Origin of the sequence: Methylobacterium guangdongense (assembly GCF_038442355.1) — a bacterium.
Lineage (GTDB): Bacteria > Pseudomonadota > Alphaproteobacteria > Rhizobiales > Beijerinckiaceae > Methylobacterium > Methylobacterium guangdongense.
The window spans coordinates 286,085-306,253 of the sequence record NZ_JBBXMX010000003.1; the positions used below are offsets into that span (position 1 = coordinate 286,085).

Below are 20,169 nucleotides of genomic sequence, written 5' to 3' on the forward strand. Positions count from 1 at the left end.
CCTCGGAACGGGATTGATCTCCCGACCAAGCAGTGTCAATAAGAAATGACACCTGTTGCTGACAAGCCATATTTACATGGGAGGCAGCGCGATGGAGTCGGGCCGGCGAATCGAGATGGCGCTGGATCGCGCCGTGGCGCACGCGGAGGCCCCCGGGGCGCCGCCGCTGCTCGCCGAGGCGCTGCGCTACGCGGTGTTTCCGGGCGGGCACCGGATCCGTCCGCGCCTATGCCTCTCCGTGGCGCAGGCCTGCGGCGACGACGATCCGGCCGGGTCCACGGCGGCGGCGGCGGCCATCGAGCTGCTGCACTGCGCGTCCCTCGTCCACGACGATCTGCCATGCTTCGACGACGCGCCGATGCGCCGGCAGAAGCCCTCCGTTCATGTCGCCTTCGGCGAGCCCATCGCGGTGCTGGCGGGCGACGCCTTGATCGTCCTCGCCTTCGAGACGCTGGCCCGGGCGGCGGGGCCCTATCCGGGGCGCCTCGTCCGCCTAGTGGGCCTGCTCGGCCGGGCCGCCGGCTCGCCCACCGGCATCGCGGCCGGTCAGGCGTGGGAATCGGAGGCGCATATCAGCCTGAGCGACTACCAGCAGGCCAAGACGGGCGCGCTGTTCGCCGCGGCCACGGCCGCCGGCGCCGCCGCGGCGGGAGTCGAGGCCGAGCCCTGGCGCAGGCTCGGTGAATGCCTGGGCGAGGCCTACCAGGTGGCCGACGACCTGCGGGACGTGGCGTGCCGGCAGGAGGAGATCGGCAAGCCGGCCGGGCGCGATGCCACGCTCGGCCGCCCGAACGCGGCGGCGCTGCTCGGTACGGGCGGCGCGCTGGATCGCCTGTCGCGGCTCACCCGCGAGGCCGTGGCGGCGATCCCGGATTGTCCGGGCGCCGCGACTCTCACCGCCGAGATCGAGGCGCAGGCGCGGCTGTTCCTGCCCGCGAGCCTGCGGGCGGTGGTGGCCTGAGCGCCGGTTCCCTGCCCGGCGCCGGGGTGAACCCGCCGGCCCCAACCGCCTGGGGCGAGCGGTGGCTCGCATGGCGCAATCGACTCGTGGCGAACCCGCGGTTCCAGCGCTGGGCGGCAGGGTTTCCGCTTACTCGGGGCATCGCCCGCCGCAACACCCGCGCCCTGTTCGATCTCTGCGCCGGGTTCGTCTACGCGCAGGTCCTGACCGCCTGCATCCGGCTCGATCTCTTCGCGATCCTGGCCGATGGGCCGGTGCCCATGGATATCCTGGCACGCCGGCTCGATCTGCCGCCCGACAATGCCCGGCGCCTGCTCCGCGCCGCCGAGTCCCTCGGCTTGGTACGGTCGCTGAAGGGCGATCGCTACGGGCTCGCGGATCTCGGCGCCGCGCTCATCGGCAATCCCGGCATCGCCGGAATGGTGGAGCACCACGCGCTGCTCTACGCCGATCTCGCCGACCCGGTTCGCCTGCTGCGTGGCCAAGCGCAGCCGACCCGCCTGTCGGGCTACTGGCCCTACGCGTCCGGCACCGCGGCCGAACCCGAAGCCTATGCCCGCTACAGTGCCCTGATGGGCGCCTCGCAGGCCATGATCGCCGAGGACGTCCTCGATGCCTGCGACCTGTCCACAACCCGGGGCCTGATGGATGTCGGCGGCGGCGAGGGCGTGTTCCTCGAAGCGGTCGCCGCCCGGCACCCGCAGCTCGATCTGACCCTTCTCGACCTGCCCGCCGTCGCGGAGCGTGCGAGCGCACGGCTGTCGCGCCAGGGGCTCGGCGACCGAATCACCTGCCGCGGCGGCGACTTCCACGCTGGCCTGCCATCGGGAGCCGACGCCATCTCGTTGGTGCGCATCGTCCACGACCATGACGATGGCCCGGCTCAGGCCCTCCTTGCGGCCGCGCACGGGGCGCTACCGCCGGGTGGTCGCCTGATCCTGGCCGAGCCGATGGCCGGGACGCCGGGGGCGGAGCCCGTCGGCGATGCCTATTTCGGCTTGTACCTGTTGGCCATGGGCTCCGGCCGGCCGCGCCGCAGCACGGAACTGCAAACCATGCTGCGGGAGGCCGGATTCGCCGCGATCCACGAGGCCAAAACCCGTCGTCCGTTGCTCGCTCGGGTGCTGATCGCCCAAAAATCGGGCGCCATTCAGTAACTCTGACTTGACGCTCACATATGTCTATCTAGGATGACACATCGCGACGTCGTTCCTGCGAGAGTCGCGTGTAGCAGGGCGGAAATTCCCACAATGGATGCGCTCGCCGTCATCCTCGAACGTCCCGAACACCTGTCGGTCCAGCGGCTGCCGCTGGAGGCTGCCAACGGGTCCGACGCGGTGGTGGCGATCGCCTGGAGCGGGATCAGCACCGGGACCGAGCGTCTGCTCTGGTCGGGCCGCATGCCGCCGTTCCCCGGAATGGGCTACCCGCTGGTGCCGGGATACGAGTCCGTCGGCACGGTCGTGGACGCAGACGCATCCGGCGCAGTCCGTATCGGCCAGACCGTCTTCGTGCCGGGCGCCCGTTGCTTCGGCGCGGTCCGTGGCCTGTTCGGCGGGGCCGCCTCGCATCTCGTTGCGCCCGCCAGCCGGCTCGTCCCCGTCGATGCGGGGCACGGCGACACCGCGTGCCTGCTTGCCCTGGCGGCGACCGCCTATCGCGCGCTCGGCGGCCTTCTGCCCGGCGCGACCCCGCTGATCGTCGGCCACGGGGTGCTCGGCCGATTGCTCGCGCGGCTGACGCTCGCTGCCGGCGCCGCACCGACCGTCTGGGAGCGGGATCCGATCCGTCGAGGGGGCGAGCACGGCTACACGATCCTCGCCCCGGAGGACGATTCCCGCCGCGACTACGCCGTCATCACCGATGTCAGCGGCGACGCCTCCGGCCTCGACGCGCTGATCGCCCGGCTCGCGCCCGGCGGCGAGATCGTGCTGGCGGGCTTCTACGAGGCGCCGCTCAGCTTCGCCTTCCCGCCGGCCTTCATGCGCGAGGCCCGGATCCGCATCTCGGCCGAGTTCCGCCCGGACGACCTCGCGGCCGTGACGCGCCTCATCGACGGCGGCCGCCTCTCGCTCGACGGGCTGATCACCCATCGCGCACCGGCGGTCGAGGCAGAGGGTGCCTACCGCACCGCCTTCTCGGACCCCGCCTGCCTGAAGATGATCCTCGACTGGAGGGACGCCGCGTGAACGTTCAGCTCAACAAGGCCGCCCTGTCCCAAGCGACCCAGCTCCGCGCCGAGGCAGCCATCGAGCCCGATGCCGTGTCCACCGCGCCGGCCAAGAAAGAAACGCAGATCATCGCGATCTACGGCAAGGGCGGCATCGGCAAGTCGTTCACGCTGGCGAACCTCAGCTACATGATGGCCCAGCAGGGCAAGAAGGTTCTGCTGATCGGCTGCGATCCGAAGAGCGACACCACCTCGCTGCTGTTCGGCGGCAAGGCCTGCCCGACCATCATCGAGACCTCGACCAGGAAGAAGCTCGCGGGCGAGGCAGTCGCGATCGGCGACGTCTGCTTCAAGCGCGACGGCGTCTACGCGATGGAGCTCGGCGGCCCCGAGGTCGGGCGCGGCTGCGGTGGGCGCGGCATCATCCACGGCTTCGAGCTCTTGGAGAAGCTCGGCTTCCACGAGTGGGGCTTCGACTTCGTCCTGCTCGACTTCCTGGGTGACGTGGTCTGCGGCGGCTTCGGCCTGCCGATCGCCCGGGACATGTGCCAGAAGGTCATCGTCGTCGGCTCGAACGACCTGCAGTCGCTCTACGTCGCCAACAACGTCTGCTCGGCGGTGGAGTACTTCCGCAAGCTCGGCGGCAATGTCGGCGTCGGCGGCCTCGTGATCAACAAGGATGACGGCACCGGCGAGGCCCAGGCCTTCGCGGAAGCCGCCGGCATTCCGGTCCTGGCCTCGATCCCGGCCGACGAGGACATCCGCCGCAAGAGCGCGAATTACGAGATCATCGGCAAGCCGGACGGGCGCTGGGGCGACCTGTTCTCTGGGCTCGCCGCCAACGTCGCGGAGGCCGCGCCGCACCGCCCGACGCCGCTGACACAGGACGGGCTGCTGGGCCTGTTCTCCAGCGAGACCACGGGCCGCGACGTGGTTCTGGTGCCGGCCACCCACGAGGACATGTGCGGCGTAGCCCAGGTGACCAAGCCGTCCCTCGAAGTCGTGTACGACGAGGTCTGACGCGCATGGCCGTCTCCCTCGACATCGCCGACCTGCGGGCCCGCAAGGCGCCGGCCGCCATCGACCTCGCCGCCGCGCAGAGCGACGGCCTGGGCTGCCACGCCGGCAAGGACGCGATGGTGGCGGCCGCCGAGGCCGCCGGCATGTCGGAGACGCTGGCGCAACTGCGCGAGGATTATCCGCAGGGCCCGCACGATCAGCCGCAAAGCATGTGTCCGGCCTTCGGCTCGCTGCGGGTCGGGCTGCGGATGCGCCGCACCGCCACGATCCTGTCGGGCAGCGCCTGCTGCGTCTACGGGCTGACCTTCACGTCGCATTTCTACGGGGCGAAGCGCAGCGTCGGCTACGTGCCGTTCAATTCGGAGACCCTGGTCACCGGCAAGCTGTTCGAGGACATCCGGGAGGCGGTCCACGCCACCGCGAAGCCGGAGGATTACGACGCCGTCGTCGTGATCAACCTCTGCGTGCCGACCGCCTCCGGCGTGCCGCTCCGCCTGCTGCCGAAGGAGATCGACGGCGTCCGGGTGATCGGCATCGACGTGCCGGGCTTCGGCGTGCCGACCCATGCCGAGGCCAAGGACGTCCTGGCCGGCGCCATGCTGAAGGTGGCCCGCAGCGAGGCCGAGCAGGGTCCGGTGGCCGCACCCCGCGGCGGTCGCTCGGAGCGCCCGAGCGTGGCGCTTCTCGGCGAGGTGTTCCCGGCCGATCCCGTTGTGATCGGTTCGCTCCTGGAGCCGCTCGGTCTCGCCGCCGGACCCGTCGTCCCCACGCGGGAGTGGCGCGAACTCTACGCCGCCCTCGACTGCGCCGCGGTGGCGGCGATCCACCCGTTCTACACCGCCTCGATCCGCGAGTTCGAGGCGGCCGGCCGCCCGATCGTCGGCTCGGCCCCGGTGGGTGTCGACGGCACCGCCGACTGGCTCGACCGGATCGGCGACGCCTGCGGCGTGCCCCGCACCACCGTCGAGGCGGCGAAGAACCGGATCCTGCCCGGCATCCGCGGCGCGCTCGGCGCGATGCCGATCAAAGGGCGGATCACACTCTCGGGCTACGAGGGTTCGGAGCTGCTGGTGGCGCGCCTCCTCGTCGAGAGCGGCGCCGAGGTGCCGTATGTCGGCACCGCCTGCCCGCGCACGCCCTGGTCGGAGGCCGATCGCGACTGGCTCGAATCCCGGGGCACGCAGGTGCGCTACCGGGCCTCCCTGGAGGACGACCTCTACGCCTTCGAGTCGCTGAAGCCCGACCTCGCCATCGGCACGACGCCGGTGGTGCAGCGGGCCAAGGAGCGCGGCACCCCGGCGCTCTACTTCACCAATCTGATCTCGGCCCGCCCGCTGATGGGAGCGGCCGGCGCGGGCTCGCTCGCCACGGTCATCAACGCGGCGCTGGGCAACAAGGCGCGGTTCGACGCCATGCGCGACTTCTTCGAGGGCGTCGGCACGGGCCACGCCGCGGGGGTCTGGCAGGAGGTGCCGCAGAAGCGCCAGGGGCCGAAGATCGAAGGCCCCAAGAAGCCGATCGGGGAGATGGCCTGATGCTCATCCTCGATCACGACAGGGCCGGCGGCTACTGGGGCGCGGTCTACGTCTTCACGGCGATCAAGGGCCTGCAGGTCGTCATCGACGGCCCCGTGGGCTGCGAGAACCTGCCGGTCACTTCGGTGCTGCACTACACCGATGCGCTGCCGCCGCACGAGTTGCCGATCGTCGTCACGGGCTTGGCGGAAGAGGAACTCGGCCGCCACGGCACCGAGGGCGCCATGAAGCGCGCCCACGCCACCCTCGATCCCGGTCAGCCCAGCGTCGTGGTGACCGGCTCCATCGCCGAGATGATCGGCGGCGGCGTGACGCCGGAGGGGACCGGCCTCCAGCGCTTCCTGCCCCGCACCATCGACGAGGACCAGTGGCAGGCCGCCGACCGGGCGATGCGCTGGCTCTGGCAGGAATACGGGGCGAAAAAGTTCGCCAAGAAGGGCATTCCGGCCCGGCCCGAGAAGAAGCCCGGCGAGAAACCGCGGGTGAACCTGATCGGCCCGGCCTACGGCACCTTCAACATGCCCTCCGACCTCGCCGAGATCCGGCGGCTGGTCGAAGGCATCGGCGCCGAGGTGAACCTGACCTTCCCGCTCGGTGCGCACCTCGCCGACGTGCCGAAGCTCGTCAACGCCGACGCCAATATCTGCCTGTACCGGGAGTTCGGCCGGCTCCTCTGCGAGGATCTGGAGCGCCCGTACCTTCAGGCCCCGATCGGCATCCTGTCGACCACCAAGTTCCTGCGCTCGCTCGGCGCAATTCTGGGCCTCGACCCCGAGCCGTTCATCGAGCGCGAGCGGCACACCACGATCAAGCCGGTCTGGGACCTCTGGCGCTCGGTGACGCAGGACTTCTTCGGGACCGCGAGCTTCGGCATCGTCGCCACCGAGACCTACGCCCGCGGGGTGCGCCATTTTCTCGAGGACGAGATGGGCCTGCCCTGCCATTTCGCCTTCGGGCGCTCGGCCGGGCTGAAGCCCGACAATGCCGCCGTCCGCGCCGCCATCGCCGCGAAGCCGCCGTTGGTGCTGTTCGGCTCGTTCAACGAGCGGATGTACCTTGCCGAGTGCGGTGCCCGGGCGACCTACGTGCCGGCCTCGTTCCCCGGCGCGATCATCCGGCGGCACACCGGCACGCCGTTCATGGGCTACGCCGGCGCGACCTACCTCGTGCAGGAGGTCTGCAACGCCCTGTTCGACACCCTCTTCCACATCCTGCCGCTCGCCCGCGACATGGACAAGGTCGAGGCGACCCCGGCCCGGCGCCACGCGGAGCTGCCCTGGGACGAGGCCGCCCGGCAGGCGCTCGACGCCCTGGTGGAGCTGCAACCGGTGCTGGCGCGCATCTCCGCCGCCAAGCGCCTGCGCGACGCCGCCGAGCGCGCCGCGCGCGACGCCGAATCCGAGGCCGTGGCGCCCGCCCATGTGGCGCGGGCCCGGGCCGATCTCGCCGGGGGGATCCCGGCATGAGCCCGTTTACCGTTTCACCCAGAGGAGACCTGCCGATGCGCACGATGGTCCCGACCGGCCGCCAGCACCAGGAAGCGATTCAGTTCCGACTGATCCTGGCGGCGACCTACCCGTTCTTCCTCGCCGCGGCGGCGGTCAACCGGGTGCGGCCCGCCCGCGAGATCGCCCGTCCGGGCTTGGCGCCGGCGCGCCGCTCGGTCTTCGGCGAGGCCCGCGCCCTGGCGGTTCAGGCGATTCCCTTCGCCTTCATGGGCTGAAACGCCCCTGAGCGAGATGCTTCCGTCCGGTGACGCGGGGGAAGTTGGGCCGGGGGCGCCGCGAGGTCCCACGGCTGAACCCGTCGCGCCTCCCCAGGGGCGCGGCCAACACACGGAGGTCTGAACGATGGCGAGTGGACCCGTCACAACAGAAAGACCGAGCAGCCTGTCCGGGCTGACGGAACCGGAAGCCAAGGAGTTCCACGCGATCTTCCTGACGAGCTTCCTCATTTTCACGGCGATTGCCGTGGTCGCCCACATCCTCGTCTGGCTGTGGCGTCCGTGGCTCCCTGGACCGCAGGGCTACGCCTCCCTTGAGGGCGTCCGCGATGCGGCCCACGCCCTCGTCACGATGATCGGCTGAGGAGGCTCGAATGCACAAGGTCTGGTTGCTGTTCGATCCGCGGCGCACGCTGGTGGCTCTGTTCACCTTCCTCTTCATCCTGGCGCTGCTGATCCACTTCATCCTGCTCTCGACCGACCGGTTCAACTGGCTGGAAGGTCCGAAGGCCAACAAGCAGGCGAACGCGATCACGCTCGCCCTGCCGCATCTGCCGGCCTGACGTCCGGTCCGGACCGCGGCGCGCGAGGGCCGCGGTCACCCTTCCTGTCTCCGGCCCGAAAGGGGTGGTCGCCATGGCGATGCTGAGCTTCGAGCGCAAATACCGGATCCGCGGCGGCACCCTGCTCGGCGGCGACCTGTTCGATTTCTGGATCGGGCCGTTCTTCGTCGGGTTCTTCGGCGTGGTCGGGCTGTTCTTCACGGTGCTGGGTACCGCGCTCGTCATCTACGGCGCGGCTATCGGGCCGACCTGGAACGTCTGGCAGATCAACATCGCGCCGCCCGACATCAGCTACGGGCTGAAGCTCGCCCCGCTCAAGGAGGGCGGCCTCTGGCAGATCATCACCATGTGCGCGCTGGGCTCGTTCGTGTCCTGGGCGCTGCGCGAGGTCGAGATCTGCCGCAAGCTCGGCATCGGCTACCACGTGCCGGTGGCCTTCGGCATGGCGATCTTCGCCTATTTCACGCTGGTTGTGATCCGCCCGTTCCTGATGGGCGCCTGGGGCTACGGCTTTCCCTATGGCATCCTGAGCCATCTCGATTGGGTGTCGAATACCGGATATCAGTATCTACACTTCCATTATAATCCGGCTCACATGCTCGCGGTGACATTCTTCTTCACCACGACTTTGGCGCTCGCCATGCACGGCGGCCTCATCCTCTCGGCGACGAATCCGAAGAAGGGCGAGACCGTCAAGACGCCCGAGCACGAGGACACCTTCTTCCGCGACACGATCGGCTACTCGATCGGCACCCTCGGCGTGCATCGCCTCGGCCTGTTCCTCGCCCTGGCGGCGGGCTTCTGGAGCGCGGTCTGCATCGTGATCAGCGGGCCGTTCTGGACGCAGGGCTGGCCGCAATGGTGGGGCTGGTGGCTCAACCTGCCGGTCTGGCGATGAGCGACACGCCGAGCGGGCTTCACAACGACTGAGACGAGCTGCGCTCCGGCGCGGCACTCCCGGGGGAGGGCAGGCCATGGCCTATTACCAGAACATCTTCACGCAGGTTCAGGTGCGCCCGCTGAAGCCGGAACACGGCGTGCCGGTGGCGGTCGACGACCGCGTCGGCAAGCCGTTCAACAGCTATCTGTTCGGCCTCATCGGCAACAGCCAGGTCGGTCCGATCTACATCGGCTACATCGCGGCCCTGTCGATCACCTGCGGTCTGATCGCGTTCGAGATCATCGGACTCAATATGTGGGCCTCGGTGAACTGGGACCCGGTCCAGTTCGTCCGGCAACTGCCCTGGCTGGCGCTGGAGCCGCCGCTTCCGAAATACGGCCTGAAGATTCTGCCTCCGCTGAACGAGGGCGGCTGGTGGCTGATCGCCGGCTTCTTCCTCACCGCGTCGATCCTGCTCTGGTGGGTTCACCTCTACCGGCGGGCCCGCGCCCTCGGCCTCGGAACCCACGTGCCGTGGGCCTTCGCCTCGGCGATCTGGCTCTACCTCGTGCTCGGCTTCATCCGCCCGGTGCTGATGGGCTCGTGGTCCGAGGCGGTGCCGTTCGGCATCTTCCCGCACCTCGATTGGACCGCGGCGTTCTCGCTCCGCTACGGCAACCTCTTCTACAACCCGTTCCACATGCTCTCGATCACGTTCCTCTACGGATCGACGCTGCTGTTCGCGATGCACGGCGGCACCATCCTGGCGTGCTCGCGCTACGGCGCCGAGCGCGAGATCGACCAGATCGTCGATCGCGGCACCGCCACAGAGCGCGCCGCCCTGTTCTGGCGCTGGACCATGGGCTTCAACGCCACGATGGAGTCGATCCACCGCTGGGCGTGGTGGTTCGCCGTGCTGACCACGCTCACCGGCGGCATCGGCATCCTGCTCACCGGCACCGTGGTCGACAATTGGTACCTCTGGGCCGTCAAGCACGGCGTGGCCCCCCAATATCCCCAGGTCTACGGCCCGATCGTGGATCCCGCCCATCTCGCACCCGGCATGAAGCCGTAAGGAGGCCGTCATGAAGACAGTTCTGGCGGTCGTCGGCGGGGCGCTGGCGCTGTTCCTGACCATCGCGATGTTCGGCGGGGCGGGTTGGACCCACCCGCCCATGGCGGTCAAGCAGACCGGCTTCCGCGGCACCGCGATGGATCTGATCCGCACCCGGGCCGGCAACGAGGCGCTGGCCGACGCCAACCGGGCACCGGCGCCGGCCGATCCCGCCGAACCCGGCGGCGAGAAGGCCTCCGCGGTCTACGAGAACGTCCAGGTGCTGGGCGATCTCTCGGCCGAGCAGTTCAACCGCATCATGGTGTCGATCACCGAATGGGTCGCGCCGCAGCAGGGCTGCACCTACTGCCACAGCACCGAGAACATGGCCTCCGACGAGCTCTATCAGAAGCGCGTCGCCCGGCGCATGTTTCAGATGACCCAGTACATCAATTCGTCCTGGAAGGAGAACCACGTCCATCAGGCCGGCGTGACCTGCTACACCTGTCACCGGGGCAATCCGGTGCCGGCCAATATCTGGTTCGATCAACCTGTCCAGGGAGCCGGGCGGTTCATCCCGCGCAACAACAGCCAGAACCTCGCCTCGGCCAATGTCGGCAACACCTCGCTGCCTTACGACATCTACCAGGCCTTCTATCAGCACAAGGAGACGTCGGAGGACGCGATCCGGGTCAACGCAACCACGGCGCTGCCGGACTCCAAGGGCAAGCCGATCCAGGACGCCGAGAAGACCTTCGGCCTCATGATCAGCATGTCGCAGTCGCTCGGCGTGAACTGCACCTTCTGCCACAACACCCGCTCGGTGGCGCAGTGGGATACGAGTACGCCCAATCGCGTCCACGCCTGGTACGGGATCCGCATGGTGCGGGACCTCAACCAGGACTACATGACGCCGCTGACCTCGACCTTCCCGCGCAACCGGCTCGGTCCGCTCGGGGACGCGCCGAAGATCTACTGCGCGACCTGCCACAACGGCGCCAACAAGCCGCTCAACGGCGCCAACGTGATCGAGCCCTATCCCGAGCTGGCGCACCCGACCATCGAGGCGAGCCTGCCGGTCGGCGAGGCGAAGGACCCGATCCCGGGCACCAACACGCCGACGCCGAAGCCGACCAAGCCCTGACATGAGCCGCGGCGGAGCGATCAGCTCCGCCGTGCGCAAGCTCCGGGGAACCTCCGCTGAGTAGGATCGCTGTTATCGGCGGCCAAGCTCGGCCTTGTGAGAGGCGCCCATGACGATCACCATCTCGAACCTGCAGCCCCTCATCGCGATCCTGGCCGGAATCCTGATTCTGGTGGTGCCGCGGCTTCTCAACTACATCGTGGCGATCTACCTGATCGTGGTCGGCGTTATCGGCCTTGGAATACTGCGTTAGGCCGCATCGCTCCCGGGCGGGGGCGGCTTGCCTGACAGACCGGCATCACCGTCAGCCGCATGCGCACAACGCCATCGCGCGTTCATCTTGCGTTGCGGTGCGGGATGGTCCAACCCCGCCCATCAGCTCGGCCGGAGCCGGGCATCAGAGATGGACGGGATCGACATGGCGACCGGCAGCGCGAAGTGGGTCTATGCCTTCGGCGACGGCAAGGCGGAGGGCAAGTCGCAGATGCGCGACCTCCTCGGCGGCAAGGGGGCCAACCTCGCCGAGATGTGCAATCTCGGCCTGCCGGTGCCCCCCGGCTTCACCATCACCACCGAAGTCTGCACCTACTATTACGATCACGGCAAGGCCTACCCGCCGGAGTTGAAGGATCAGGTCACGGCCGCGCTCGCCCAGGTCGGCGCCCTGACGGGCCGCAAGTTCGGCGACAACACCAACCCCCTCCTCGTCTCGGTCCGCTCCGGTGCCCGCGCCTCGATGCCCGGCATGATGGACACGGTGCTGAACCTCGGCCTCAACGACGAGACCGTGCTGGCGCTGGCCAAGGAAGCCGACGACGAGCGCTTCGCCTACGATTCCTACCGCCGCTTCATCACCATGTACTCGAACGTGGTGCTGAACGTTGAGCACCACGCCTTCGAGGAGGCCCTGGAGCAGTACAAGGAGAGCAAGGGCTTCGACCTCGACACCGATCTCGGTGCCGGCGACTGGAAGACCCTGATCCAGACCTACAAGAAGATCGTCCGCGACGAGCACGGCTCGGACTTCCCGCAGGGGGCCGACGACCAGCTCTGGGGCGCCATCAGCGCGGTCTTCAATTCGTGGATGATCCCGCGCGCCAAGAAGTACCGCGAGCTGAACAATATCCCCGAGAGCTGGGGCACGGCCGTCAACGTCCAGGCGATGGTGTTCGGCAACATGGGCGACACCTCGGCCACCGGCGTCGCCTTCACGCGCAACCCGTCCACCGGCGAGAAGGCGCTCTACGGCGAGTTCCTGATCAACGCTCAGGGTGAGGACGTGGTGGCGGGCATCCGCACCCCGCAGAACATCACCGAGAAGGCCCGGATCGAGGCCGAGAGCGACAAGCCTTCCATGGAGAAGGCCATGCCCGAGAGCTACGCGGAGCTGACCCGGATCTACGGGATCCTGGAGAGCCACTACCGCGACATGCAGGACATGGAGTTCACCATCGAGAAGGGGAAGCTCTGGATGCTCCAGACCCGCAACGGCAAGCGCACGGCCAAGGCCGCCCTGCGCATCGCCGTTGATCTGGCGGGCGAGGGGCTGATCTCGAAGGAGGAGGCGATCGGCCGGGTCGAGCCCGGTGCCCTCGACCAGCTCCTGCACCCGACCATCGACCCGAAGGCCGACCGGAAGGTGATCGCCTCCGGCCTGCCGGCCTCGCCGGGCGCCGCCACGGGCGAGATCGTGTTCAATTCCGAGGACGCCGAGGCCCATCGCAAGGCCGAGCGCAAATGCATCCTCGTGCGGATCGAGACCTCGCCCGAGGACATCCACGGCATGCACGCCGCCGAGGGCATCCTGACCACCCGCGGCGGCATGACCAGCCACGCGGCCGTGGTGGCCCGCGGCATGGGCAAGCCCTGCGTGTCGGGCGTCGGGTCGATCCGGATCGACTACAAGGCACAGACCTTGACGGTCGGCGGCGTGGCGCTGAAGGCCGGCGATCGGATCACCATCGACGGCTCCACCGGCCAGGTGATCCAGGGCGAGGTGAAGATGCTGGAGCCCGAGCTCTCGGGCGACTTCGCCACGCTGATGGAGTGGGCGGACGCGTTCCGGGCCATGAAGGTCCGCGCGAACGCCGATACGCCGACGGATGCGCGGGCCGCGCGCAACTTCGGCGCCGAGGGCATCGGCCTCTGCCGCACCGAGCACATGTTCTTCGAGGGTGACCGCATCATCGCGGTGCGCGAGATGATCCTGGCCGACGACGCCGAGGGCCGCCGGGCGGCTCTGGCGAAGATCCTGCCGTACCAGCGGCAGGACTTCGTGGAGCTGTTCACGATCATGTCCGGCCTGCCGGTCACTATCCGCCTGCTCGACCCGCCGTTGCACGAGTTCCTGCCGCATACCGACGCCGAGGTGGCGGAGGTCGTGAAGGCGACGGGCGTCTCCGAGGAGAAGATCCGGCATCGGATGCGCGAGCTGTCCGAGCACAATCCGATGCTCGGCTTCCGCGGCTGCCGCCTCGCCATCGCCTTCCCGGAGATCGCCGAGATGCAGGCCCGGGCGATCTTCGAGGCCGCCGTGCAGGCCGCTGCCGAGACCGGCCAGGCGGTGACCCCCGAGGTGATGGTGCCGCTGGTCTTCACCCGCGCCGAGTTCGACATCGTGAAGGCCCGCATCGACGCCATGGCGAAGGCCGTGTCGGAGGAGAAGGGCGCGACCCTCGACTATCAGGTCGGCACCATGATCGAGCTGCCGCGGGCGGCGCTCAAGGCGGGCGAGATCGCCGAGACCGCCGAGTTCTTCTCGTTCGGCACCAACGACCTGACTCAGACCGCGCTCGGCATCTCCCGCGACGACGCCGCGACCTTCCTGGGTCCCTACACCCAGAAGGGCATCCTGCCGGCCGATCCGTTCATCACCATCGACCAGGAGGGCGTGGGCGAGCTGGTGCGGATCGGTGTCGAGCGGGGCCGCAAGACCCGGCCGAACATCAAGCTCGGCATCTGTGGCGAGCACGGCGGCGATCCGGCCTCGATCGGCTTCTGCCAGGAGGTCGGGCTCGATTACGTGTCCTGCTCGCCCTACCGCGTGCCGATCGCCCGCCTCGCGGCCGCCCAGGCGGCGCTCGGCAAGGTGTCCGGCAAGGAGGGCTGAGCCCCGCCGGGAGAGGGCGATAGCGCCTTCTCATCGGTTCTCAACCACACGTCGGAAGAGCCGTTGAAAAACACGGTTCTTCCGACGAACTCGACTGGAAATTCCGCGTTGATCTATTGAGCCGATGGATCGGACGTGTCTTTCTCCGATCCGCGGCGGGTCCATCGTCACCCGTCAGAATCACCGGCCATGATCCAGACCGACTCCGCGCCCCTGTGCCTCAACGAACAGCAGGCCGTCGCGCCGCGAGCAGCCATGCGAGCCTATCTCGCGTCCGTTGCGGCCCTCGGTGGAATGGTCACCGCCGGAATGCTCATGATGTCGGTGGCGGCGAATAGCGGCACCGAAGCCGAACGCATCACGGCCACGCAGGACGACAGCTATGCGGCGACGCTGGTGTCGGCGCTCAGCGTGAATCTGTCGAAGCCGTTGCGCTGATCGTTCCGGCGACCACGCCGCAAATAGTCTCACTCGCAAATCGACCTTCGCATAGCCGAAAGGTCTGAGCCGTGGAGCAGGCCTCGGTCTCAGCGCGCTCCGGCTGATGGCCGTGCCGCAGATCCGGTGAACCGGGCCGCCGTCAGATCGTCGCCGGGGCTGCGTGGGCTGAAGCGGGTGGTCGTGCGCTCGGGGGTCGCCGCCACGACGGCATCGGGGGCGGCGTCGCGGACGCGGGTGTTGGCAATCCGGACCGGCGCAGTACGACTGGCTGGTGCGGTCACGGGCCCGGCCGAGACCGCCTCGAACAGGGCGCGCAGCTGCACCTTGGCGTCGGCATCCGGCGGCACCAGGGTTCGTGCCCGTGTGGGCTCCGCAGGCTTGACCAGGGCGCGGATCTCGGTCGCTGCCGGCAGGTTGGCCATGCCGCTGTTCAGCGCAGCAAATTGCACCGGGCGTGGCGGCGGCAGCGGCATCGTGAGGGCCGCCACGACGGCGGCGAGATCGGACGGTCGGCGCGGCGGGAGCGGCGCCACCACCGACGCGATGGCTTCCTCGACCTTCGAGGCCGGGGGTGCGGCCGTGAGCAGCGCCTTCGCGTCCGCGCCTTGCGATTCCGGCGCCTTCGCCATCTCGCGCTGGATCAGCGAGCCGCGCAAGGCGTCGTCGGCGGCGGGCGCCGCGTAGGCCAGGGCCACGCGGGTTCCGACCGGATCCTGGGCATCGGCGCTCGCCACGGCGACGACGGGGGCGCGACGCGCCTTGGCCGCCACGGCGACCGGCGGCGGCGCGGGGGCAGGGGGCTCGGACCGGCCACCCCCGAACAAGCTCGCCAGGAAGCCGAACAGGCCCGGCCCGTCCTCCTCCTCGCCGCTGGCCATCTGGGTGGTGATGCCCGCAACGGTTCCGCCGCGGGCCAGGATCTCGGCCTTCGCCTCCTCGTAGCGCGGGAAGGGCCGGTTATCGCTCGGCAGATGCACGGTCTTGCCGTCGGGGAACAGGCGGGCGAGCTGATCGTGGGTCATCCGCGGCCACATCCGCACGGAGCCGACGTCGAGGTGGATGAACGGCGTGCCGGCATGGGGATACCAACCGACGCCACCGCGCTGCATCCGGAGACCGACCTCGCGGATCCGGTCGATCGGAACGTCCGGCAGATAGAAATCCATCGCCTTGCCGAGCATGTGCTGGCTGTACTCGGCGACCATCTTCGAGCGGCGGCGCAGCATCGCGTTGGTGCCGGGCGAGCGATAGGCCGACACGATGTGGATCGCCTGACCGGAGCCGACCTGGCGGTAGGCCTCCCAGACCGTATCGAACAGGCGCGGATCCATCTTGGTGGGCTCGTTGATGCGCCAGTCGCGCAGGAGCCAGTTCAGCTGGTCGAGGGCCGCGCGGTCGTAGCGCCCGTCACGCTTGAACGTGATGGTCGCGCTCTCCTGCGTATGCGTGTGGTAGATCGTGAGCGTGCGGGTATCGCCGTTGGCGACCGCATCCTCGGTCTCGGCGGTCCCCGCCAGGAACCCGAGCGCGATGCCCGACAGGGCAAGGGCGAGCTTTCGAAGGGGGAGAAGGCTCGGCACGACGGTCCTGGTCCTCTCACGCCCGTAGCGACTGCTACCGGGCGCGCCCGGTGGTCGCGGAAACGGCTAAGGCTGGACCGTGGCAAAATCGTGCCCGGATGTGTGGCCGCGCACGTGAAAGTTGTGAGATTAGGTAACGATGGCCCGGTGCCTACCAGTAGCTCCGCGGGCCGGCCTGCTGCGGCGCCGGGGTCCACAGGCTGGGTTCGCCGTAGTCCGGCGCATCGTCGGCGCGGGCGGCCCGGCGCGAATGACGCCGCGGCGGCGCGACCTCCTCGTAGCGTCCGGTCGGCCACTCCTCGGCCACGCGGCGATGCGTCGAACGGCTCTGGGCCGCGTGGACCTTCGGGGGCTTCGGCGCGGCGTCGGCCTTGCGCCGGGGCGCCTCGTCCGGCAGCCGCGCGATCGCTCCGCCGCCGCCCGGCAGCCCGAGGGCCGCACGCATCGGCGCGTCGTAGCCGTAGAGATCCGGCAACGTCCGGTAGGTGCCGCCGTCATCCACATAGGCAGTGAAGTAGGCGAGGTGGACCGGCAGCTTCTCGGGCAGCCGGATCGTCCGCTCACCCTTGCCGATCAGCTTCTTGAGGCGCTCGGCCGACCAATCCGGCAGCACCGCGTCGGCGAGGCGGAACGGGTCGTCGACGCGCACGCAGCCATGGCTGAAGTCGCGCTTGGCGGCGGAGAACAGCGAGCGGTTCGGCGTATCGTGCAGATAGACCGCGTGCTGGTTGGGGAACATGAACTTGATGAAGCCCAAGGCGTTGCGCTCCCCCGGGGGCTGGCGCAGCGAGATGTGGCCGCCGCGGCGGACCACCTCGTAGCCGCCCCAGGTCTTGCCGCCGTAACCGGCGAGCTTGGGCGCCATGGTCTTCAGGATCGAGGGCGGCACGTACCAGGACGGGTTGACGACCGCGTATTCCATTAGTCCCGAGAACAGCGGCGTGCGCGAATCCGGCTTGCCGACGATCGTCCGCGCCTCGTCGCGCAGGACGCCGCCGCGATAGGCGCGCAGCCGATATTCCGGCACGTTGACCAGGATGTAATCCGGTCCGAGGTCCCCCGGCAGCCAGCGCCACCGCTCCATGTTGACGATGAGTTCGGCCTCACCGCCGGTTGGGCGAGCGGCACGGCCGGTATCGGCGAGCGTCAGGACGGTCTGGACGTTCAGAATGCCGGTGGCGGGCAGCCCCCGGCCACGCTGGAACTTGCTGACGGCATCGGCGACGACGGAATCGTAGGTGTCCGGCTCGCCGGGGGCCTGATCGAGGGTTCCGGCCGGGCGATTCTCGAGATTAAAATACGCGCGCAGCAGCGGCACGCGGGCATCGTGCATGCCGAGGCGCAAAGCCGGGCCGGACGGGAGCCGCAGCGCCTTGACGGAGGTCGGCGCCGGCCCGCGCAGGGCGGCCAGACGGGCCTTCAGGGCGAGGTACCCCGGTGTGGCAGGATTGTAGGCCTGGAGGACGTCGCCGGCCTTCACGCCGGCATCGCCGAGCTTGGCCAGCACGTCGTTGCCGGCCGGCAGATCGAGATGCGGGGTGATCAGCCGCGAGATCGAGGCGAGGTTGACCCGTCCGCCCCTGGCGTCGCGGGCGTAGAGGACCGCCGCCGCGGACAGGCGCAGATCGGCATCGGCGACCGCCTTCTCGTCCGGCTTCTCGGCCAGGGTCGGGATCGTGTAGGCGCGGGCATCGAGGCCGTCCTCGGCGGCGGCGGTGAGGCGCGCGGACACCGCCTTGCCGGCCTCCGTCCATGTGCCGTCGGCGATCCAGAGCGGCTTGTCGGCCCGGGCCTCGTAGAACGCGCGGATCGCGTCACGGTCCTTGGTGGTCAGGCGCAGGAGGAGCGGCGCCGGGTCCGCGAGCCGTGCGAACACCGCCGCGCCGAGCGGATCGGTCGGAGCGACGGGCGCGGCGGCCGCCGGGGCCGGCTCGGCCGCGGGGGCCTCAGGCTTGTAATCCGGCAGTGCCGTCGGGGACGGAGCCGGGTCCGGCGGCGCAGTCGGCGTCGGGGCGACGGGCGTCGGCATGGCCGAGATCGGCGCGGTGGCGGACGTGTCGAGCGCGGCCGTTTCGGCAGCGAGGGCGGCCGAAGCGACCGAGCCGGTCAAGAGGGCGGCCAGCGCCATCAGGCTTGAGCGCGGGACGCGCATCGCATTCTCCCAGGGGCGGCGTCAGAACCGCACGCGCAGATTGATTATCCGCGCAAGCGTGGCATTCAGCAACTGTAGTCGATCCGAGTAGACCGATTGATCCAGCATCACCGGTCGAGCGGCAATGTTGAGGTTATTCTTGGTCGATGAGTGATCGATCCATATCGTACAGCAGTGTCCAAATTCGGTCGCCGCTGGAAGCGCGTTAGTCGCTTGGTGCGCTATCGCACCCGAAGCTGCCTCACGCGGCGTCCTCGCCCTTCGCGTCGTCTTCAAGACCGAGGTCCTTCAGCTTCCGATACAGTGTCGATCGGCCGATCCCGAGGCGCCGCGAGACTTCGGACATGCGCTGGCGATAGAACTGGAGGGCGTAGCGGATGATCTCGGCCTCCAGCACGTCCATGGGCTTCATCTCGCCGGTCTCCTCAGCCACCAGTGACATGGCATGGGGATCGCGCACCTCGACCCGGACGATCTCGCGCACAGGTTCAGGGGCGTAGGCTGGCATCTGCGCCTGCAGCGGGACGGGTGGGATCCGGACATCGAACCCTTCGACCTGCGCGGCGATCTGCGGGAACTCGGCCACCGTCAGCTCGTCGCCGTCGGCCAGCACCACGGCCCGGAACAGGGCGTTCTCGAGTTGGCGGACATTCCCGGGCCAGGGATAGCGGGTCAGCAGCGCAATCGCCTCCGGGGTGATCGCCCGCACGCGCTTGCCTTCCTCGGCGGAGAAGCGCGCGCAGAAGGAGCGGACGAGGTCGGGGACATCCTCCCGGCGTGCCCGGAGCGGCGGCAGCGTCATCGGGAAGACGTTGAGGCGGTAATAAAGATCCTCGCGGAACTTGCCCTGCTTCACGAGGTCGAGGAGCGAGCGATTGGTCGCCGAGACGAGGCGGATATCGACCCGGACCGGGCGCTTGCCGCCGACCGGATCGACCTCGCCTTCCTGAAGGGCGCGCAGCAGCTTCACCTGCGCGTCGAGGGGCAGCTCGCCGATCTCGTCGAGGAAGAGGGTGCCGCCCGAGGCCTCCACGAACTTGCCGGCATGCTTTTCGGTGGCGCCGGTGAACGCCCCCTTCTCGTGGCCGAACAGGGTCGATTCCACGAGGTTCTCGGGGATCGCCCCGCAATTGACCGTCACGAACGGCTTGCCGCGCCGATCGCCCGATCCCTGGATCGCCCGCGCCAGCACCTCCTTGCCGACGCCGGATTCGCCCTCAATCAGCACCGGAATGTTGGATTTCGCCGCCCGCTCGGCGAGGCGGATGACCCGCTCCATGTCGGGGCTCTTGGAGGTGAGATCCTTGAAGGTGAGGGCGCCGGAGGCGCGGCGGCGCATGCGGCGCACCTCCTCCTCCAGCGTATCGACCCGGAGGGCGTTTTTGATCGAGACCTGAAGCCGCTCGGCGCCGGCCGGCTTGACCACGAAGTCGACGGCGCCGGCCCGCATGGCCGAGACCACCGCGTCGATCGATCCGTTCGAGGTCTGCACGATGACCGGCGTCGCGATTCCACCCTTGCGCATCTCGGCGAGAACGCCGAGCCCGTCGAGACCGGGCATGACGAGGTCGAGGAGCACCACGTCTGCGCCCTCGGACTTGAGCACGATCAACGCGTCGGCGCCGGTCTCGACCACGCGGGCCTCGAAGCCGAACCGGCGCACCGCCGCCTCGGCGAGGCGCCGCTGGACCGGGTCGTCGTCCACGATGAGCACGGTGGTGGACATGGCGGCTCCCTGCGGCACGCGGATCGGGTTGCCGACGCGGGAGCGATCCCGGACACCGGTTCCGATTCGGCAGCTGTTTCGTTTCGAGCCGGAGGGTGAACCAGAGACGTA

Annotated in this window: 18 protein-coding genes; 15 read left to right on the plus strand and 3 right to left on the minus strand. The window is 69.2% G+C overall.

The genetic code is table 11. The annotated features are described in order from the left end of the window. Positions 1-91 precede the first annotated feature (91 nt). The 15 genes from AAHG09_RS08425 (at position 92) to AAHG09_RS08495 (ending at position 14,597) form a co-directional block, all read left to right on the plus strand. Complete coding sequence (locus tag AAHG09_RS08425; protein WP_342106620.1) at positions 92-961, plus strand: polyprenyl synthetase family protein; 870 nt, start codon at positions 92-94, stop codon at positions 959-961. Between the two features lie 11 nt (positions 962-972). Continuing rightward, positions 973-2,118: a methyltransferase gene (locus tag AAHG09_RS08430; protein WP_412760011.1), complete on the plus strand. Its 1,146-nt coding sequence runs from the start codon at positions 973-975 to the stop codon at positions 2,116-2,118. A 93-nt stretch (positions 2,119-2,211) separates the two neighbouring features. Next, positions 2,212-3,150, plus strand: coding sequence for a chlorophyll synthesis pathway protein BchC (gene bchC, locus AAHG09_RS08435; RefSeq protein ID WP_342106622.1), 939 nt, complete (start codon positions 2,212-2,214; stop codon positions 3,148-3,150). Beyond that, a complete protein-coding gene (locus AAHG09_RS08440) occupies positions 3,147-4,151 on the plus strand; it encodes a chlorophyllide a reductase iron protein subunit X (RefSeq protein WP_342106623.1) in 1,005 nt (334 codons plus the stop codon). The genes bchC and AAHG09_RS08440 overlap by 4 nt, the downstream gene beginning before the upstream one ends. A 5-nt stretch (positions 4,152-4,156) precedes the next feature. Beyond that, positions 4,157-5,686: a chlorophyllide a reductase subunit Y gene (gene bchY, locus AAHG09_RS08445; RefSeq protein ID WP_342106624.1), complete on the plus strand. Its 1,530-nt coding sequence runs from the start codon at positions 4,157-4,159 to the stop codon at positions 5,684-5,686. After that, positions 5,686-7,152, plus strand: a complete 1,467-nt coding sequence (bchZ, locus tag AAHG09_RS08450) for a chlorophyllide a reductase subunit Z (protein ID WP_342106625.1) — start codon at positions 5,686-5,688, stop codon at positions 7,150-7,152. Before bchY ends, bchZ begins: the two co-directional genes overlap by 1 nt. A gap of 35 nt (positions 7,153-7,187) precedes the next feature. Beyond that, positions 7,188-7,409: a hypothetical protein gene (locus AAHG09_RS08455; protein ID WP_342106626.1), complete on the plus strand. Its 222-nt coding sequence runs from the start codon at positions 7,188-7,190 to the stop codon at positions 7,407-7,409. Between the two features lie 127 nt (positions 7,410-7,536). Beyond that, positions 7,537-7,773 (plus strand): light-harvesting antenna LH1, beta subunit, encoded by a 237-nt coding sequence (pufB, locus tag AAHG09_RS08460; protein ID WP_012319767.1) that lies wholly within the window; start codon positions 7,537-7,539, stop codon positions 7,771-7,773. Between the two features lie 10 nt (positions 7,774-7,783). After that, positions 7,784-7,972: a light-harvesting antenna LH1, alpha subunit gene (pufA, locus tag AAHG09_RS08465; protein ID WP_342106627.1), complete on the plus strand. Its 189-nt coding sequence runs from the start codon at positions 7,784-7,786 to the stop codon at positions 7,970-7,972. A 73-nt stretch (positions 7,973-8,045) separates the two neighbouring features. Next, positions 8,046-8,870, plus strand: coding sequence for a photosynthetic reaction center subunit L (pufL, locus tag AAHG09_RS08470; protein WP_342106628.1), 825 nt, complete (start codon positions 8,046-8,048; stop codon positions 8,868-8,870). A 76-nt stretch (positions 8,871-8,946) separates the two neighbouring features. Further along, entirely contained in the window at positions 8,947-9,927 is a 981-nt protein-coding gene (gene pufM, locus AAHG09_RS08475) for a photosynthetic reaction center subunit M (RefSeq protein ID WP_342106629.1), read from the plus strand. Between the two features lie 10 nt (positions 9,928-9,937). Beyond that, on the plus strand, positions 9,938-11,050 hold the full coding sequence (gene pufC / locus AAHG09_RS08480; protein WP_342106630.1) for a photosynthetic reaction center cytochrome PufC: 1,113 nt from the start codon (positions 9,938-9,940) through the stop codon (positions 11,048-11,050). Between the two features lie 109 nt (positions 11,051-11,159). Next, complete coding sequence (locus tag AAHG09_RS08485; RefSeq protein ID WP_133477127.1) at positions 11,160-11,303, plus strand: DUF3096 domain-containing protein; 144 nt, start codon at positions 11,160-11,162, stop codon at positions 11,301-11,303. A 165-nt stretch (positions 11,304-11,468) separates the two neighbouring features. After that, positions 11,469-14,159, plus strand: a complete 2,691-nt coding sequence (gene ppdK / locus AAHG09_RS08490; protein WP_342106824.1) for a pyruvate, phosphate dikinase — start codon at positions 11,469-11,471, stop codon at positions 14,157-14,159. 189 nt (positions 14,160-14,348) lie between these two features. Next, on the plus strand, positions 14,349-14,597 hold the full coding sequence (locus tag AAHG09_RS08495) for a hypothetical protein (RefSeq protein WP_342106631.1): 249 nt from the start codon (positions 14,349-14,351) through the stop codon (positions 14,595-14,597). A gap of 89 nt (positions 14,598-14,686) precedes the next feature. On the opposite strand, the gene AAHG09_RS08500 is transcribed toward AAHG09_RS08495, so the two are convergent. The 3 genes from AAHG09_RS08500 to AAHG09_RS08510 form a co-directional block, all read right to left on the minus strand. Beyond that, positions 14,687-16,180 carry a DUF882 domain-containing protein gene (locus AAHG09_RS08500; RefSeq protein ID WP_342106632.1) on the minus strand — a complete coding sequence of 498 codons (1,494 nt, stop codon included), beginning with the start codon at positions 16,178-16,180 and terminating at the stop codon, positions 14,687-14,689. A gap of 151 nt (positions 16,181-16,331) precedes the next feature. Beyond that, complete coding sequence (locus tag AAHG09_RS08505; protein ID WP_342106633.1) at positions 16,332-18,332, minus strand: L,D-transpeptidase family protein; 2,001 nt, start codon at positions 18,330-18,332, stop codon at positions 16,332-16,334. A gap of 241 nt (positions 18,333-18,573) precedes the next feature. Further along, positions 18,574-20,058 carry a sigma-54-dependent transcriptional regulator gene (locus AAHG09_RS08510; protein WP_342106634.1) on the minus strand — a complete coding sequence of 495 codons (1,485 nt, stop codon included), beginning with the start codon at positions 20,056-20,058 and terminating at the stop codon, positions 18,574-18,576. Positions 20,059-20,169 lie beyond the last annotated feature (111 nt).

What these genes read in the sequence shown, in the direction of transcription:
- pufM (WP_342106629.1), top strand. Translation starts at nt 8,947, where the DNA reads ATGGCCTATTACCAGAACATCTTCACGCAGGTTCAGGTGCGCCCGCTG.
- pufC (WP_342106630.1), top strand. Translation starts at nt 9,938, where the DNA reads ATGAAGACAGTTCTGGCGGTCGTCGGCGGGGCGCTGGCGCTGTTCCTG.
- AAHG09_RS08455 (WP_342106626.1), top strand. Translation starts at nt 7,188, where the DNA reads ATGCGCACGATGGTCCCGACCGGCCGCCAGCACCAGGAAGCGATTCAG.
- bchC (WP_342106622.1), top strand. Translation starts at nt 2,212, where the DNA reads ATGGATGCGCTCGCCGTCATCCTCGAACGTCCCGAACACCTGTCGGTC.
- pufL (WP_342106628.1), top strand. Translation starts at nt 8,046, where the DNA reads ATGGCGATGCTGAGCTTCGAGCGCAAATACCGGATCCGCGGCGGCACC.
- pufB (WP_012319767.1), top strand. Translation starts at nt 7,537, where the DNA reads ATGGCGAGTGGACCCGTCACAACAGAAAGACCGAGCAGCCTGTCCGGG.
- AAHG09_RS08510 (WP_342106634.1), bottom strand. Translation starts at nt 20,058, where the DNA reads ATGTCCACCACCGTGCTCATCGTGGACGACGACCCGGTCCAGCGGCGC.
- pufA (WP_342106627.1), top strand. Translation starts at nt 7,784, where the DNA reads ATGCACAAGGTCTGGTTGCTGTTCGATCCGCGGCGCACGCTGGTGGCT.
- ppdK (WP_342106824.1), top strand. Translation starts at nt 11,469, where the DNA reads ATGGCGACCGGCAGCGCGAAGTGGGTCTATGCCTTCGGCGACGGCAAG.
- AAHG09_RS08505 (WP_342106633.1), bottom strand. Translation starts at nt 18,332, where the DNA reads ATGCGCGTCCCGCGCTCAAGCCTGATGGCGCTGGCCGCCCTCTTGACC.
- AAHG09_RS08425 (WP_342106620.1), top strand. Translation starts at nt 92, where the DNA reads ATGGAGTCGGGCCGGCGAATCGAGATGGCGCTGGATCGCGCCGTGGCG.
- bchY (WP_342106624.1), top strand. Translation starts at nt 4,157, where the DNA reads ATGGCCGTCTCCCTCGACATCGCCGACCTGCGGGCCCGCAAGGCGCCG.
- bchZ (WP_342106625.1), top strand. Translation starts at nt 5,686, where the DNA reads ATGCTCATCCTCGATCACGACAGGGCCGGCGGCTACTGGGGCGCGGTC.
- AAHG09_RS08495 (WP_342106631.1), top strand. Translation starts at nt 14,349, where the DNA reads ATGATCCAGACCGACTCCGCGCCCCTGTGCCTCAACGAACAGCAGGCC.
- AAHG09_RS08485 (WP_133477127.1), top strand. Translation starts at nt 11,160, where the DNA reads ATGACGATCACCATCTCGAACCTGCAGCCCCTCATCGCGATCCTGGCC.